The 14,533-nt window shown below is 68.8% G+C and carries 15 protein-coding genes and 1 pseudogene; 5 read left to right on the top strand and 11 right to left on the bottom strand.

Annotated features, from left to right (window positions below):
- The first annotated feature begins 94 nt into the window (after positions 1 to 94).
- On the top strand, positions 95 to 742 hold the full coding sequence (locus tag AB0C33_RS38775; protein ID WP_358297220.1) for a helix-turn-helix domain-containing protein: 648 nt from the start codon (positions 95 to 97) through the stop codon (positions 740 to 742).
- Here AB0C33_RS38775 and AB0C33_RS38770 read toward each other — a convergent pair.
- The 5 genes from AB0C33_RS38770 to AB0C33_RS38750 all read right to left on the bottom strand — a co-directional run bounded on the left by AB0C33_RS38770 (position 677) and on the right by AB0C33_RS38750 (position 5,708).
- Positions 677 to 946: a hypothetical protein gene (locus tag AB0C33_RS38770; protein ID WP_358297217.1), complete on the bottom strand. Its 270-nt coding sequence runs from the start codon at positions 944 to 946 to the stop codon at positions 677 to 679. The two genes, AB0C33_RS38775 and AB0C33_RS38770, sit on opposite strands and share 66 nt — an antisense overlap.
- Before the next feature lie 249 nt (positions 947 to 1,195).
- Entirely contained in the window at positions 1,196 to 2,005 is an 810-nt protein-coding gene (locus AB0C33_RS38765) for an alpha/beta hydrolase (RefSeq protein WP_358297214.1), read from the bottom strand.
- The gene (locus AB0C33_RS38760; RefSeq protein WP_358297211.1) at positions 2,002 to 3,321 is read right to left on the bottom strand and encodes an MFS transporter; all 1,320 of its coding nucleotides are present in this window, start codon (positions 3,319 to 3,321) and stop codon (positions 2,002 to 2,004) included. The genes AB0C33_RS38765 and AB0C33_RS38760 overlap by 4 nt, the downstream gene beginning before the upstream one ends.
- A 78-nt stretch (positions 3,322 to 3,399) precedes the next feature.
- Positions 3,400 to 5,154, bottom strand: coding sequence for a sulfatase (locus tag AB0C33_RS38755; RefSeq protein WP_358297208.1), 1,755 nt, complete (start codon positions 5,152 to 5,154; stop codon positions 3,400 to 3,402).
- Positions 5,151 to 5,708 carry a PadR family transcriptional regulator gene (locus tag AB0C33_RS38750; protein ID WP_358297205.1) on the bottom strand — a complete coding sequence of 186 codons (558 nt, stop codon included), beginning with the start codon at positions 5,706 to 5,708 and terminating at the stop codon, positions 5,151 to 5,153. Before AB0C33_RS38750 ends, AB0C33_RS38755 begins: the two co-directional genes overlap by 4 nt.
- A 67-nt stretch (positions 5,709 to 5,775) precedes the next feature.
- On the opposite strand from AB0C33_RS38750, the gene AB0C33_RS38745 reads away from it, so the two are divergent.
- The gene (locus AB0C33_RS38745) at positions 5,776 to 6,753 is read left to right on the top strand and encodes a formylglycine-generating enzyme family protein (RefSeq protein WP_358297202.1); all 978 of its coding nucleotides are present in this window, start codon (positions 5,776 to 5,778) and stop codon (positions 6,751 to 6,753) included.
- 167 nt (positions 6,754 to 6,920) lie between these two features.
- Positions 6,921 to 7,805 carry a recombinase family protein gene (locus tag AB0C33_RS38740; protein WP_358297199.1) on the top strand — a complete coding sequence of 295 codons (885 nt, stop codon included), beginning with the start codon at positions 6,921 to 6,923 and terminating at the stop codon, positions 7,803 to 7,805.
- 22 nt (positions 7,806 to 7,827) lie between these two features.
- Here the strand turns inward: AB0C33_RS38740 and AB0C33_RS38735 are convergent, their stop codons facing one another.
- On the bottom strand, positions 7,828 to 7,977 hold the full coding sequence (locus tag AB0C33_RS38735; RefSeq protein WP_358297196.1) for a hypothetical protein: 150 nt from the start codon (positions 7,975 to 7,977) through the stop codon (positions 7,828 to 7,830).
- Positions 7,978 to 8,096: 119 nt separating this feature from the next.
- Between AB0C33_RS38735 and AB0C33_RS38730 the strand changes: the two genes are divergently transcribed.
- Together AB0C33_RS38730 and AB0C33_RS38725 are read left to right on the top strand one after the other, a co-directional pair.
- The gene (locus AB0C33_RS38730; protein WP_352326681.1) at positions 8,097 to 8,666 is read left to right on the top strand and encodes an RNA polymerase sigma factor; all 570 of its coding nucleotides are present in this window, start codon (positions 8,097 to 8,099) and stop codon (positions 8,664 to 8,666) included.
- Positions 8,666 to 9,358: a hypothetical protein gene (locus AB0C33_RS38725; protein WP_358297193.1), complete on the top strand. Its 693-nt coding sequence runs from the start codon at positions 8,666 to 8,668 to the stop codon at positions 9,356 to 9,358. Before AB0C33_RS38730 ends, AB0C33_RS38725 begins: the two co-directional genes overlap by 1 nt.
- Before the next feature lie 79 nt (positions 9,359 to 9,437).
- On the opposite strand, the gene AB0C33_RS38720 is transcribed toward AB0C33_RS38725, so the two are convergent.
- From AB0C33_RS38720 to AB0C33_RS38700, 5 genes and pseudogenes are all read right to left on the bottom strand, one after another.
- Positions 9,438 to 9,941 (bottom strand): Tn3 family transposase, encoded by a 504-nt coding sequence (locus tag AB0C33_RS38720; protein WP_358297305.1) that lies wholly within the window; start codon positions 9,939 to 9,941, stop codon positions 9,438 to 9,440.
- 245 nt (positions 9,942 to 10,186) lie between these two features.
- Positions 10,187 to 11,713 (bottom strand): D-aminoacylase, encoded by a 1,527-nt coding sequence (locus AB0C33_RS38715; protein WP_358297191.1) that lies wholly within the window; start codon positions 11,711 to 11,713, stop codon positions 10,187 to 10,189.
- A gap of 12 nt (positions 11,714 to 11,725) precedes the next feature.
- The gene (locus AB0C33_RS38710) at positions 11,726 to 12,082 is read right to left on the bottom strand and encodes a hypothetical protein (protein ID WP_358297188.1); all 357 of its coding nucleotides are present in this window, start codon (positions 12,080 to 12,082) and stop codon (positions 11,726 to 11,728) included.
- A 76-nt stretch (positions 12,083 to 12,158) separates the two neighbouring features.
- Positions 12,159 to 12,365 (bottom strand): annotated as a pseudogene (locus AB0C33_RS38705) (alpha/beta fold hydrolase); the annotation flags it as partial.
- 365 nt (positions 12,366 to 12,730) lie between these two features.
- Complete coding sequence (locus AB0C33_RS38700; protein WP_358297185.1) at positions 12,731 to 14,344, bottom strand: cellulose binding domain-containing protein; 1,614 nt, start codon at positions 14,342 to 14,344, stop codon at positions 12,731 to 12,733.
- Positions 14,345 to 14,533: the final 189 nt, after the last annotated feature.

The raw sequence follows: 14,533 nt of genomic DNA, 5'->3' as shown, positions 1-14,533 counted from the left end.
CCCGCCAGCGTCAGGAAGGTGAACGCGTCACCGACATGACGCAGGCGGATCAACTCCCGTTGTGCCACAGCACAAGATCGTCTAGCGTGGACCGGTGCCAGGAAGCAACGCGACGCCCTGGACGGCCTCCTACACTCGCCAGGTCGCCGAGAACATCCGCCACCACCGCAGACGCCAGGGCTTATCCGTGCAGAACGTCGCCGACCGGTGCGCGGCCCAGGGCTACCCGCTGCAGCGCAACCACCTCACCAAGCTGGAGTCCGGCCACCGCGCCTCCCTGACCGTCGCCGAACTGCTCGTGCTCGCCCACGCTCTCACCGTGCCGCCCGTGCTCCTGCTCGCCCCGCTCGGCCGCTCCACCGACACGGTGGAGATCCTGCCCGGCGTCGACGCCGACCCCGGCGAGGCCGTCTTCTGGCTCGACGGCACAGCGCCGCTCCCCGACACTCCGCCCGACGACGGGGCCGGCGCCCGCGCCGAACTCCAAACCCTACGCGCTCACCGGACCTTGGTCGGCGAGTGGAGCGCCCGCGCCCGCGCGGCTGCAGCAGCCCGCGGCCGCGCGGGCGACGAGAACGAGCCCTACCGGGACGCGTGGCGGACAGCGGCGCACGACCACGCCGAGCAGGCCGACCACGCCGCCGAACGCATCAGCCACCTCCGCGACAACATGAGGCTACGTGGCCTGCCCCTGCCCGACCTGCCGCCCGGCCTCATCCACCTCGACCTGCGGCCCGAGTAGACGACGCGCGGGCACCGACAGCTCGACCTCGATCGACTCCCACGGCGCCCCGAGCTTCACCAGCTCCGGCAGGACCTCCCGCCGCCGCATGTCGAGCACTGCCACCCCGAACGGCGGCTCGGCGAAGTAGCGGTAGGCGGCCGTGGGCAGCGCCACCGGCACGCATCCCTCCTCGACCACTCTGGCGAGCAGCTGCTCCAGCATGCGCCGCTCGACCAGGTGTCGGCCGAGCTGGCCGGGCAGGTGGCGCCGGATCGGGCGGCCCCGGGTGGTGGTCTACTGCTCCGGGCCTTACTGCAACACTCGAAGATCGCGGCTGCCGCGTTCGTGCGGCTCGGCTAGGCCCTCCACTCAGGTTGCTGCGACCGCCCGAAAGCCAGAGTTATGTTCGGGAGCGGTACGCATGGGTCACAACATGGCAATACTGCTCGGTAGTCGCGGCGACATCGTCCGTCACTGCAGGTTCTTCTGGGCACTCCTCTCCCAGGCGGTGTTGGTGTCGAGCTCGGGCGGGGAGCCGACGAAGGCCGTACGAGCCTCGGGGTTGTCCTGGAGCGTGTACATGAGCCACGCCGTCACGTATCCGAGAGGCCCGCTCCCCGCACCCTTGATCATGGTGTGGGAGCCGTCCTTGAGTATCGCCATGGCGGCAGGTCCGGGGACGCTGTCGTAGTACGTCTGGACGGCCCGGTAGGGCGACAGCAGCAGGTCGCGGCCACCGCTGGCGAAGAAGACCGGGCAGGTGAGCTCCTCCACGTGCATCTCGCCGATGGTGGCGGCGGCCCAGGGGGCGGGCAGGGAGACGGCGACGACCGCCCTGATCAGGCCGCCGGAGTGGTTCGCGGCGTTGATCGCGCCCATGGCGCCCTGGGAGGAACCGATCGCGCCGACCCTGGTCAGGTCGAGCTTGCCGTGGAACACGCTGGCGGGATCGGCGTCGGCGTCCACCAGCAGACGGACGCCGGCGAGCATCTCGGTGCCGGAGCCGGTCGAGCCCGAGGTGGCGGCGATGACCACGAATCCCCAGGAGGCGAGCTGGTTCGAGATTCCGGGGAAATCCTCGGGCGTGGTGTTGGTGCCGTTGCCCCAGGTGACGACGGGGTGGCGGAAGCCGCCCGCGCCGAGGTCGGCCGGGTAGTGCAGGCGGTACGCGGTGCCGACCTGGGCGGTGGTCACGGCCCAGGGGCCGGGGGCGGTGTAGCTGGTCTCGACGGGGAAGCAGGACAGCAGGAGGAGGGCGGTGGTCACGATGCGGCTGATCATGCGTCCTGCACCGCCTGCTCACGCCGGGCCTGCAGCTCCTGCTGGACGCGCTCCACGTCGGGCGTGTACGTGCGGTAGAGCAGGCTGAGAAAGGCGCCGTTTGCCAGCATCAGGATCACGAGCACCCAGAGGAAGACCGCCTGGAGCCCGATCACGTCGCCGAGGAAGCCCGCGCCGAGGCTGAAGACGGCCCAGGCGATGGCCTCGAAGATGTTGATGTAGACGGTGAAGGCCGACCCGCGCAGCTCGGGCGGGGTGATGGCCATGACCATCGGCCGGTTGATGCCGGGGTTGACGCCCTGCATGCCGCCCATCAGCGCGAAGAAGACCGAGAAGAGCGCGATGGAGCCCAGGTCGAACTGGGTGCCGACGAACGCGGCCGCCGCGAAGCCGAACTGGGCGCCCTGCAGGACCGCGACGAGGCCGTGACGCGGGCTCCGCCGGATCGCCCAGTCGGCCATGAAGCCGCCGGCGAAGTTGCCGAGGAAGTAGCCCACGCCGTACGGCAAGAGCACGACCGAGGCGACGGCGGTGGTGTAGCCGTAGACGTCGACGAGGAAGACCACGGCGAAGACTCCGAGGAGCAGATGCCCGGACAGCAGCCGGGACCCCAGCAGGATGAGGAAGCTGGGGATGCGCAGCAGGGACAGGGCGCGGCTCCAGGTGAGCTCTCCTTCGCGGGTACGCGCGTCCAGCCCGGCCAGCCGGGGCTCGGTCGCGCCACGGCCCGGGTCGCGGAACCAGAGCCAGATGGCCGCTCCGAGCAGCATGTTGAAGGCGCCGATGCCCCACAGGCCCCACCGCCAGCCGTCGTCGACGTTGGCGAGCTGCCCCTTGATCGGCCCGAGGACGGAGGCCACCAGGGCGAGCACACCGTACAGGAGACCGACGGCGCGGCCGCGGGAGGCTTGGTCGAACAGGTCGCCGATGATCTCGGTGACGATGGGGTGGGCCGCGGCGTATCCCGCTGCCAGGATGGTGAAGAAGATCAGTAGCTGGGCGAAGTTCTGGGAGAAGCCCGCGGCGATGCCCCAGACGCCCCATAGGCCGATGGAGACGGCCAGTACGGCCCGCCGCGACCAGCGCCGGGCGGCCCAGACCCACAGCGGGCCGCTGAACGCGCCCACGATCTTGCCGGCTGCGGTGAGGACGCCGAGCGCGCCGAGGGAGAGCCCGAGCGCCTGCCTGATGACGGGGAAGAGCGCCGAGGCCAGGCTGGCCTCCGTGCTGTCGACGAGCACGGCTCCGCCGAGCAGCGATAACTGCCGCCAGCGACCCCGGATGATGATGGGCGCGTCCTCGATAATCTTGGACATGACGCCACCTCTTTCTGTGTGGGAGGAGAGGGTGTTGAAGCTGGTGGCGGGGATGCCGCCCCGCCACCAGCGGCAGAGTCAGAGCTTGGCGAGCTCTTCGGCGATGGCCCGGACCTTCGCCGGGGGGAACGAGCCGCCGGCCATGGCGGCCAGGTCGAGCAGCGGCGTCCCGGCCACCAACTGCAGGATCTCGCTGTCGACGATCCCCGGCAGATGCCTGGCCAGCACGTCGGCGGCCTGCGGATCAGCGATCAGCGTCCTGAGCGGGTCACGCACCGACAGCCTGCCCTCGGGGAACTCCTGCGGGGTGGGGAGCGGCGCGGCGAAGCTCGTGGCCTGCGCGCGCTGGGCGCGCACGAGCAGGTGGTCGGCGGTGACCTCGCCCGTCTCCGGCAGGCCGAGCCGCTCGAACTGGCTGGGCGGGGCGTCGTTGGCTCGCATCGCCTCGACGAGCAGCGCGGCCATCCGCAGCTCCACCTCGTCGTCGACGATCGGTTCGAGCTGCTCGGGGTCGGTCTCCAGGTCGAACAGGAGCGTGCCCATGTGGAAGGGGTTGATGAAGCTCCGGCCCGGCACGCGCACGGTCCGCACGCCTTTGGTGAAGGGGAACGGCTCGGCCAGCTCCATGTCGGCCAGCTCGGCGGGGGAGAAGCGGCCGCGCATGTGGGTGGGCATGAGCGTGTGCTCCAGCAGGGGCGCGTTGTCCGCCGTGCCGGGGGCGCGCATGTAGACGTAGCGGCCGTCGGTGACGTTGACGTGGCCGCCGTGCGCGCCGAACAGGCCGGCCTGCCGTACCGGGCCAGCCTGCAGCGGCAGGCCCTGCATGGCGTCGGGGATCTCCACGCCGAAGTAGTCGAGCAGGGTGGGCGCCAGGTCGATGGTCTGCACGAGGGCTTCGCGGCGCTCGCCGGCGGACCGGGTGCGGGGGTCCCAGACGAACAGCGGCAGCCGCACGAGCTCGTTGTACCAGGGCTGCACCCACTTGGCCCACCAGTTCTTCTCGCCGAGCATGAAGCCGTGGTCGGTGTTGACGATGAGCAGCGTGTCGTCCCACAGGTCCAGTTCGTCCATGAGGTCGAGCACGCGGCCGAGCGAGTGGTCGCACATCGACAGCAGCGCCGCGTACTCGTACCGGGCGTGCCGCACCTGGTCAGGGGTCTCGGTGACGCGCTTGTAGTCGGGCCAGTCGAAGTGCGGGCCGTCGTAGTCGTGCGGGTAGAGGTCCTTGAACCGCTGGTGGCTGAAGAACGGCTCGTGCGGGTCGAAGGTCTCGATCTGCAGGAACCAGCGCTCCTGGTCGGCGTTGGTGCGGATGAACTCCAGTCCCGCGTCGAAGGTGCGCGTCTGCGAGTGGCGTTCCACGGTGTCCATGTACTGGCGGTTGATCCAGTCCTGCCGGTAGCCGTCGCGCCGCATGCGCTTGACGTCCTCGGGCATCTCCGGATCGGCCACGTGGCCCTTCCAGGGATCGCCCTCCTGGCCGCGGAAGAACTCCCAGGTGGTGTAGCGGTTGTGATAGGTCGCGCCGCCGTCCTCCCAGTAGTGGTAGTGGTCGCTGACCAGATGTGTGTAGACGCCGTGCTGGCCGAGCAGCTCCGGCATCGAGTCGTCGAACGGCTCCAGCGGGCCCCAGCTGCGGTGCAGGAAGTTGTAGCGTCCCGTGTGGAGCTCCCTGCGCGCGGGCATGCATGGCAGCGATCCCGCGTAGCAGTTGTCGAACGTCGCGGCGCGCTCCGCCAGGCGGGCGAAATTCGGCGCGTGCGTCCAGTCACCTCCGTAGGGCGGCAACATGTGCCTGTTCAGGCTGTCGAACATCACCATGATCGCTCTCATCTGGCCTCCAGCCATGTCTTGGTCTCCTCCAGCCATGCCACCCACCGGTCCACCCCGGCCGCGCCGTACTCGTGCAGGCGGTCGAAGGTCGCCTGGGCCAGCTCCTGGTCCAGTTCGGGCAGCGGATCCTCGAAGCGCATCGTCCGGCCGCGGTCACGGTTGCGGGTGATCTGCGCACGCCGGTAGCCGAGCTCGGTGTCGATCATCCGGAGTGCCGCCTCGCGGTCCAGCGCCACCGTGAAGCCGAAGCGGGTCAGGAAGTCGGCGTCCTGGAAGCGGCTGGTCGGCTCGTACGGCGAGCGCACCCACTGCATCAGGACCTCGCGCCCCCGAGGGGTGAGGCGGTAGACCTTCGCGTCCGGTCTGCCCTCGCGCGGGTCCACCTCGAACTCCACCCAGCCGTCCGTCACCATCCGGCTGAGCAGCCGGTAGATCTGGCTGTGGTGTGCGCGCGAGCGCACGAACTGGCCCTCGGTCTCGACCCATTTGCGCAGGTCGTAGCCGCTGTAGGGGCGCATGCTCAGCAGGGCGAGCAGGACGAACTCGAATCTCACCGACTATCTCCTATGTGCGGATGCACTTATGTGAGTTGATTCATATACTCTGCCCATGGAGCCGTCAATGACCTGTTGCAGCCCCTCCACCGGTGACGCGCCGCGGCCCCCGACGCCCGTGACCCCGTCGGTCGCCCCGGTCGCGCACGACGACGTGCCGCTTCCCGGCGGGTCCTTCCTCATGGGTGACGCCCACGGCGAGGGCTATCCCGCCGACGGCGAGACTCCCGTCCATGAGGTACGGCTGGAGCCCTTCCGCGTCGACGTCACCGCGGTCACGGTGGAGATGTTCGCGGCCTTCGTCAGCGACACCGGATACCGCACCGAGGCCGAACGCGCGGGCGCGTCCTCCGTCTTCCGCCTCGCCCTGGCTGCCTCGCGCCACGACGTGCTGGGGATCGATCCGGCGGTGCCGTGGTGGGTCGTGGTCTGCGGCGCGGACTGGCGTCACCCCTTCGGGCCGCTGTCACGAGCCGAGCCCGATCACCCCGTGGTCCACGTGTCGTGGGACGACGCCGCCGCGTACTGCGCGTGGGCGGGCAGGCGGCTGCCCACCGAGGCCGAATGGGAGTACGCGGCGCGCGGCGGCCTGGCAGGGCAGCGCTTCGCGTGGGGGGAGGAGCTGAACCCGGGGGGCGCGTGGATGTGCAACATCTGGCAGGGGCGCTTCCCCTCCGACAACACGGCAGAGGACGGCTGGCTGGCGACCGCTCCCGTTCGGTCGTACCCGCCCAACGGCTTCGGCTTGTATGAGATGACGGGAAATGTCTGGGAATGGTGTGCCGACTGGTTCGGCGCGACCTACTACGAAGAGTCACCTTCGGTCGATCCCCGCGGCCCTCGGACGGGGGACCGCCGGGTGATCAGGGGTGGGTCCTACCTCTGCCACGACTCCTACTGCAACCGCTACCGCGTCGCCGCTCGCTCGGCCAACACCCCGGCCTCCAGCAGCGGGAACTGCGGCTTCCGAACCGTGGCCGCCCTGGGCGGCGGGCCTGACCGGGGCAGGACGAGCGCTGGGCAAAGCTTCCCGGCATCGGGGTGATGGGCGGTCAGCGGCGACGCGCCCTCACCGCGTTTGCCATGCGTACCGGCAGCCTGTCGAATCCCGCATGCCGGCCGTTCTCGTAGCGCCGGGTGGCCCCTCCGCACAACTCGGGGCCCACTCCGGTTCCGTCCTCTCAGAACAGCGTCCGCGCTAGGTTTTGCGACATGACCGAGTTCGCGGACCCCGCCGCCGCTGTCGAACAGTTCGATTGCCCGATGTGCGAGGCGCCCGCGGGCAGCACCTGCCGGACACGGGGCGGCAAGGTCGCGCCCAAGTACCACACGCCTCGCTTCATGCTGGTGCCGCAGTTGCGTACTGAGTTGGAGGTGCGCACTCCCCCCGAGCGCGGGCCCGGCCGCGTCTGGCAGGTGGGACCGGCCCTGGACGCTGTAGCGCCTGCGGCCGCGAGGAGGCCGACCCGGGTGGGCTATGCCCGGTGCAGCACGGCGCAGCAGGAGCTGGACAGTCAGCTCGACGCTCTGAAGGAAGCGGGCTGCGAACCGATCTTCGCCGAGAAGATCAGCACGCGCATCAAGCTGCGGCCGGAGTTCGCCAAGGCGATGGACTACGCCCGCACCATCAAGCAGGCCGTCCCGCATCAGCGGGTGATTTTTACCGTGCATGAGATGAAGCGCCTGGGGCGGGGTGCCGCCGAGCTGCTCGCCATCGCCGAGGAACTACGCCGCCACGATATCGAGCTGGAGTTGCTGAGCGGCCCGCTGCAGGGCATCTACAACCCCTCAGGGCACGGGGCGGCGTTGTTCGCCTTCTTCGCCGGCATGGCCGAGTCCGAGCGGGAGCACATCCGGGAGAAGTCCCTCGAGGGCCAGGCCTCAGCCCGCGAGCGCGGCCGGCACGGCGGCCGCCCCAAGGTGTTCGACGACGACATGATCGCCTATGCCCGGTCGCTGCGCGCCCGAGGCGTGGCGGTCCCCGACATCGCCCGCAAGCTGGTCATCCCCTCGGGCAAGAACAAGGGCCGGCATCCTTCGGTGGCCAGCATCTACCGGATGCTGGCCGATGACGGCGAGGTTCCAGCCAGGAGCTGATCACCTCGCCGCCGGGTAGGGATCAGCCGGCCTGGTGGCCGACGGGCACCACGGCGATCGTCGCCCCGGCCGAGGATCCGGGCACCAGGCGGACCGTGTCGCCCGGTTGCGCCGAGGCAAGCTCGTGAGGATCGGCCAGACGGGCGCTGTGATAGAGGACACGACGATGCACGTCATCCAGGAGGATCTGCCGGCCACCAGGAGCGGTGGCGAGGCGAAGACAGGCGTGAACCATTTCGGTCTGGCGCGACAAGAGTACGTGTGACCGGCATACGCCAAGAAGGGGTCGACATGCATGACCCCATACGCGACGTCATCAAGGCTGACGATGCGACCCTCATCGAGAGGTCGCTGAACGAGCCGGAGACCTTCGCCGTTTTATTCGACCGGCATGCGCCGTACCTCCATGGCTACGTGGTCCGGCGACTGGGTCCCAGCCAGGCCGAGGACGTCGTGGCCGACACCTTTCTGACCGCCTTCCAGCGCCGGGGCGATTACGACAAGGCCCGCGCCAACGCCCGCCCATGGCTGTACGGCATCGCCTCCAACCTGATCGGCAAGCATCGGCGCACCGAGATGAGCCTCTACCGCGCCTACATCCGCAGTGGGGTGCATCCGGCGGAGGTGTCCGGCGCACCGGTTGAGGACGGGGTCGGCACCCTGGCCGTCAACCGGCCGCTGGCACGGGCGTTGCTGAAACTCAATCGAGCCGATCGCGATGTGCTGCTGCTCGTCGCCTGGGCCGAACTGAGCTACCAGGAGGTCGCGGACGCACTTGCCATCCCTGTGGGAACCGTGCGCTCGCGACTCAACCGGGCCCGCACCCGGGTTCGTCAGGCACTAGAACGAGGAGCAGAATGATGGACGAGCTCAAAACCATGTGGGTGACTCCCCCGGGCACTCCGGACGACCTCGCCGGAGCGCGGCGGCGGCTGCTGGACGGAATGGACGGCCCGCCCGTGCGCCGGCGCATCTTCGGGGGAGCCCGGGCGATCTTCACCGGTCCACGGCTGCTGGTCGCGGCCGGCGTCGCGATGGCCGCTGTCGCCGCACCGCTGGTGATCGGGGACGGCGAGCCCGCTTACGCGGTGGCGAAGAACCCCGACGGCACGCTGATCGTGACGATCAACGAGCTGCAGGATCCCGAAGGCTTGCAGGCCGCGCTGAACGCCCAGGGCATCAAGGCCGACGTCACCTACAACCCACGGGACAAGAAGTGCGCGTCCGGCCGGTTCGTCGGCGCGGACTACATGTACGGCTCGCCTAACCCCGAGAACTTGACCGCGGAGCAACGTAAGGAGTTCTACCGGCCAGAGAACTGGCGGTCCAGGGACGTCACCCGCCCCATCTCCAAGGACAAGTTCAGGATCTCCCCAAAGTTCATGAGGACCGGAGAGACCCTGGTGCTGGAGTTCAGGCTCGGCAACGATCCGGGGGTCAGCTGGAGCCTGGGGGCCTGGCTGGCCAAGGCGGGTAGCTCCGTGATGCCCTGCACGCTCGTGGATGAGGGAGGGCAGGACAAGGAGCACGCCGAGGAGATGGCGGGAGGCTGACAGTGAGGCTCCTGCGGGACGACCATGGTCCCGCAGAGTGCAGGCCCGCGCCGACCAACCGGTGTGCCAGCGTCTTCACTCACCGCAGTGGATCGGCGACGACCTCCAACTCCAGGTGGCGGTTCATGTCGAGCTCGAAGCGCCCGTACAGGTTCAGGTGCGACCAGAACAGGGCGCTCAGCCCTCGCCGGTCGGCCGGGCTCAGCTGCTTGGTCCAGGCCGGATCGCGCAACACCATCTGGATCAGGTGCGTGTTGAGGTAGGTGATGGCGGCGGCCAGCAGGTGCAGCGCCAGCGCGGAGACCTCGGCGTGCTCGCGGTCGTCGCCGGTCAGATCCCCGGCCTTGCCGTAGAACAGGTCCTTGCTGGCGGAATTGAAGTTCTCCACCACGTTCAGGCCCTCGCCGATCTCGCGCCAGAGTTCCTCATCCGAGAGGTACTCACAAATGAAGATCGTCCTGATGACGCGGCCCAGCTCCTCGATCGCCTGGTAGGTGGGGGGTGCTTGGGACCGCCGCGGGTGAAGCGGCGCCCGGAGCGCACTGCCCTCGTCTACGTCAGCTGACCGTCGCTGAGAGCACACCACCCCGGGCCGTCGAGGCAGGCCATCGTATGAGACCCAGCCGTACCGCACCACGATGTTGGCTTGGCCGGCGGCTGGGGCCCAGGTCCGCTTCTCCCGTGCACAGCCATGGCGGCCCTGCCTGCCCCTCAGCGCAGGAACCGACGGTCCACAGCAGGATGGTCTCGCGCCGCCAAGGAGGGGTGCTCAGTGGAGCCGGCGGACGGAACGACCGGGCCGGGCACCAGTGGGCCGCCCCTCATCGATCACCCAGGTGCCGGCCACCATGACAAAGGGAATGCCCGCGGGGGCCGCCGAGGTTCGTCGTACGTCGCCACCTCGCCGACCGTTTCGGGGTCGAAGAGCACGAGGTCGGCCAGGTATCCGGGCTTGACCAGACCACGGGTGGCGAGCCCGAGGCGGCGGGCGGGCCGTGACGTCATCTTCGCGACGCATTCCTCCAGGGTCAGCAGGTTGAGTGCACGGACGTAACGGCCAAGAAGGCGAGGGAAGGTGCCCCACGCGCGAGGGTGCGGCCGAGTTCCCGCGAGCAGCCCGTCACTGCCTACCGTGTGCGCGGGGTGGCGCATGATGGCACGCACGTTCTCTTCGTGCCCTACGTGCTGGAGGCATGTGGTGCCGAGCCGGTCGCGGACGAGCAGGTCGAAGTACACGTCCGCGGCCGCTCGTCCCTCCCGTGCGGCAAGGTCGGCGAGCGTGGCGCCCACGTAGGGCTGGTTGGCGGGATCCCGGACACCGCTGATCCGGACGGTGCTCCAGTCGACCGGTACGCCGTGGCACCCGTCGGAGCCGCGCTCTTCCAGATCCCGTCGGAGCCGCATACGAGTCGGGAGGTCCTGCAACCGGTCGATCAACGCCCGCGGACCGCCCTCGGCCGCCCAGTTCGGCAGCAACGCGGCAAGAGTGGTCGAACCTGCGGTGTAGGGATAGCTGTCCATGCTGATGTCGCAGCCGTCGGAGAGGGCGTCGTCGATCAGGCGCAGGAGGTCGGCGGCGCGTCCGGCGTTGTCGGGAAAGTTCATCATGGTGTGCGCGAGGTGGAGGGGGCAGCTTGCACGCCGCGACACCTCGATCATCTCGGCGTAGGCGGCGAGGGCGTCCCGGCCGTAGCTGCGGTGGTGCGGGCTGTGGTAGCCGCCGTGGGCCGCGACCACGCGGCACAGTTCCACCAGTTCCTCCGTGTCGGCGTACATGCCGGGCGGGTAGGTCAGGCCGGACGACATGCCGACGGCTCCCTGCCGCATTCCCTCGGCCACGAGTTCGCGCATCATGTCGAGTTCGCCGCTGGTCGGTGGCCGGTTCTCCCAGCCGAGGACGAGCGCGCGCACCGTCCCATGCGGGATCAGGTAGGCGGCGTTGACGGCGATGCCCTCGTCCAGCCGGTCGAGGTAACCGCCCACGGTGCGCCAGTCCCAGTCGAGAGCCTCGGGATCGCCGTTCCAGCCGGCGAGCTGGATCCGCAATTGCCGGAGAGTCGTGTCGTCGACCGGCGCGTAGCCGAGGCCGTCCTGACCGAGGACCTCGAGCGTCACACCCTGCGCCGCCTTCGCCACATGATGCGGGTCCGTGAGGAGGGCGAGGTCGGAGTGCGCGTGCATGTCGATGAAACCCGGCGCCAGTACGAGCCCGTCGACGTCCATCACGCGTCCGGCGCCCGCCGTTGCCTGCCCGGGTTCCGTGATTTCGGTGATCATGCCGGCCTTCGTGACGACGTCGGCGCGGTATGAGGGCCGGCCGTCCACGACCCGGGCGCCACGGAAGGTGTAGTTCACGAGTCCATCACCTCAGAACAGCGTACGGATGTAGTCGACGACGACGCCGTCCTCGACCACGGGGATCAGAGGCCACTTGTCGAAGACCGTGCAGGGGTGCGAGAGGCCGCAGCCCACCCAGTCGCCGACCTGGAGCTGCGTGTCTCCCGCTACGGCGACAAAGGCGTGCTGATCGTTGAGTGATACGACCTCCAACCCCTTGCCCGGCATCGAGCAGCCATCCGAACGGCGGATCTCGCGGGGGACCGGCAGCCCCACATCGAAGGAAGCGTCCCTCTTGCCGAAGTCCAGCAGCGCCAGGCCCGGCTCAGGGCGGGAGATCACCTGGCTCCACAACAACAGCGCGGGACGCAGCGCGTCCGCCGTCACGCCACGTGCGGACGGCCCGACCCCGGCATGGAAGCCGTCGTCATGGGTCGCATATGCACCGCTGCGCAGCAGAGCGGCGGGTCATGGTGACGCCGCAGATGACCATCTCCGACACCCGCGCCGGGTGGGCTTGGGCGTAGGCAAGCATCAGTGTGGATCCCCACGACCCGCCATAGAGCAGCCATCGGTCGACACCGAGATGCTCGCGCAGCCGTTCCATGTCAGCGATCAGGTGCTGGGTGGTGTTGGTGCTCAGGTCGACTGCCGGGTCGCTGGCGTGCGGCTGTCCGCCGGTTCCTCAACCCCGGAACCGCCGTTCGTGCCGGAAGCCCCGCGAACTCGCGAGGAGCACAGCAGGATCCCCGGCACGAGGTTCCTGAGAGCTTCCTGTTCTTCGTTCTCGAAGCCAATCAGGTGCACACAGCAATGATCAATTGCCATGGTTAGCGCTTCCGCGTGCGATTCCCGCCAACTGAAGCGCTAACTCACAGCCACCGCGCGCTAACGATTGCTTCAGCGCCCAGGCCGATGACAGAACGTAGCAGTGATTACAGAGAGCTACTTTGGAGCTGGTCGCACGGACCCGAGCGGGGGCCGATCTTCGCGTTGACGGTGAAGACCCCAGGGAAGCGGCAGCATCCCCGACGTCTACCTCGCCACCGCACAAGGGATGGCGTTGAGGGTGAAGGTCGCGGGGACGCCGTTGGTGCCCTGGGCCGAGGAACCGTTGAGGCCGAAGCTCACCGTGCCGCCGGCCGGGATGGTCGAGGTCCAGGACTCGTTGGTCACGGTGACCTGCCGGCCCGACTGCGTGGCCTTGGCGTTCCAGACGCTGTTGATCGTTTGAGCGGCCGGGAAGGCGAACCGCAACGTCCAGCCGCTGATCGCAACGGCGCCGTTGTTGCGGATCGTCACCTCGGCGTTGAAGCTCGACCCCCAGTCGGACAGCCCGTACGAGACCGTGCAGGCCGAGGTCGTGGGAGTCACCGTGGGAGTGGGGCTCGACGTCGGGGTGACCGTCGGGGACGGGCTCCCGGTCGGGGTGACCGTCGGCGAAGGGCCGGGGCCGTTCCTGGCGGCCTGGCGGTCGGAGTGGGCGCGGAAGGCGGCCAGTTCGGGAGCTCCCTGGGCGACGCCGAACTTGCCGTCGATCTGCCGGTCCTGGTACCACCAGAACCCCGTCCCGTCACCGCCCTCCGCCTCGAAGGTCTGGAAGATCGCGTTCCACCACTGCGTGCGGTCCACGTTGTGCACGTTGAACTCACCCAGGTAGAACGGCTTGCCGATGACGTCGTGCGACTCGCGGATCCAGGTGCGCACCAGCGCCTGGGTCTCCTCGATGCTCAGATCGGCCCAGTCCTCGGTCGGGTAGGGGTGCGCCGAGGCGAAGTCGATGTAGGGCGACTGGTGGATGTAGACGAAGGGGTTGCCCTCGTCGCCGCCGAAGCCGAACCGCGTCTCGTGCGCCTCCAGGCCGGTGCCGAGCAGGTGGTTGGCGTCGATGCCTTTGATGAAGGCGCCCATCTCGTCGACCCACTTGCGCAGGGTGTGGCCGGACTTGTTCTCCTCGGGGCTGACGTCCTGGTAGCGCGGCTCGTTCATCAGCTCCCAGGCGGCGATGGCCGGCTCGTCCTTGTACTTCACGCCGCTGTAGTGGTTGGTCCGGTTGAGCACGTAGCTGACGTAGTTCTTGTAGGAGGTGAAGCAGCCGCCGCAGCGCGTCTTGTCGAAGAAGGCCGCGCGGCCGGGGTGCCCGCCGGACAGGCCCTCCCACCGGAGCCGGGTGTCGATGCCGCCGTAGGCCTCCCAGTAGTTCTCGAAGACGGGCAGCAGCTTGACGCCGTGCCGCTTGGCCGACTCGATGACGTAGTCGAACAGGGCGAACTGCTGCTCGTTGTAGACGCCTTTCTCGGTTTCGAAGCCGTGCCAGCTCTCGTGGTTGAACAGCCAGGTGCGCAGCACGGTCACCTTGTCCGCCTGGAGGCGGGCGAAATGGGCGTCGATGCGGGCCTTGTCCATGTACTGCGTCTCGGTGTCGCCCGAGGCGCTGCCGTACGTGAAGAGGTCGTAGGTGTTGGCGCCGGCGAAGAAGAAGGTCTTGCCGTCGAGACAGAAGTGCACGCCGCAGCGGTAGGCGAACCCGGGCGGAGCGGCGGCGGCCGCGGAGGGCCGAAGCGCGAGGAGTCCGGCTCCCGCGACGGCCAGAGCGATGACCGCAGCCCACACGATGGGGCCGCGTGCTACAGGGGGGTGGGCGTTCATACCTCCAGTGAAATTCTTAACCAGTTAAGTTTCAAGGGGTCAGACTAATTCAATGTGGTATTCGTGTGCCCCTTCTGGAGCGATCCAAATCAGGCTCGACCCGAAACACGTCGCCATCGACCCAGACCTGTGCACCCGCGGGAGGGCGGCTGCCCCAGAAAGACAACTGCCGCTTCCACCTGCACCGGC

It is taken from the genome of Nonomuraea sp. NPDC048881 (assembly GCF_040649795.1).
GTDB lineage: Bacteria > Actinomycetota > Actinomycetes > Streptosporangiales > Streptosporangiaceae > Nonomuraea.
This window is presented reverse-complemented; position numbering and strand designations above follow the sequence as displayed.

Coding starts and splice junctions, on each gene's coding strand:
- AB0C33_RS38725 (WP_358297193.1), top strand. CDS start 8,666: ATGGACGAGCTCAAAACCATGTGGGTGACTCCCCCGGGCACTCCGGAC.
- AB0C33_RS38730 (WP_352326681.1), top strand. CDS start 8,097: ATGCATGACCCCATACGCGACGTCATCAAGGCTGACGATGCGACCCTC.
- AB0C33_RS38770 (WP_358297217.1), bottom strand. CDS start 946: ATGCTGGAGCAGCTGCTCGCCAGAGTGGTCGAGGAGGGATGCGTGCCG.
- AB0C33_RS38760 (WP_358297211.1), bottom strand. CDS start 3,321: ATGTCCAAGATTATCGAGGACGCGCCCATCATCATCCGGGGTCGCTGG.
- AB0C33_RS38740 (WP_358297199.1), top strand. CDS start 6,921: ATGACCGAGTTCGCGGACCCCGCCGCCGCTGTCGAACAGTTCGATTGC.
- AB0C33_RS38755 (WP_358297208.1), bottom strand. CDS start 5,154: ATGAGAGCGATCATGGTGATGTTCGACAGCCTGAACAGGCACATGTTG.
- AB0C33_RS38700 (WP_358297185.1), bottom strand. CDS start 14,344: ATGAACGCCCACCCCCCTGTAGCACGCGGCCCCATCGTGTGGGCTGCG.
- AB0C33_RS38745 (WP_358297202.1), top strand. CDS start 5,776: ATGACCTGTTGCAGCCCCTCCACCGGTGACGCGCCGCGGCCCCCGACG.
- AB0C33_RS38765 (WP_358297214.1), bottom strand. CDS start 2,005: ATGATCAGCCGCATCGTGACCACCGCCCTCCTCCTGCTGTCCTGCTTC.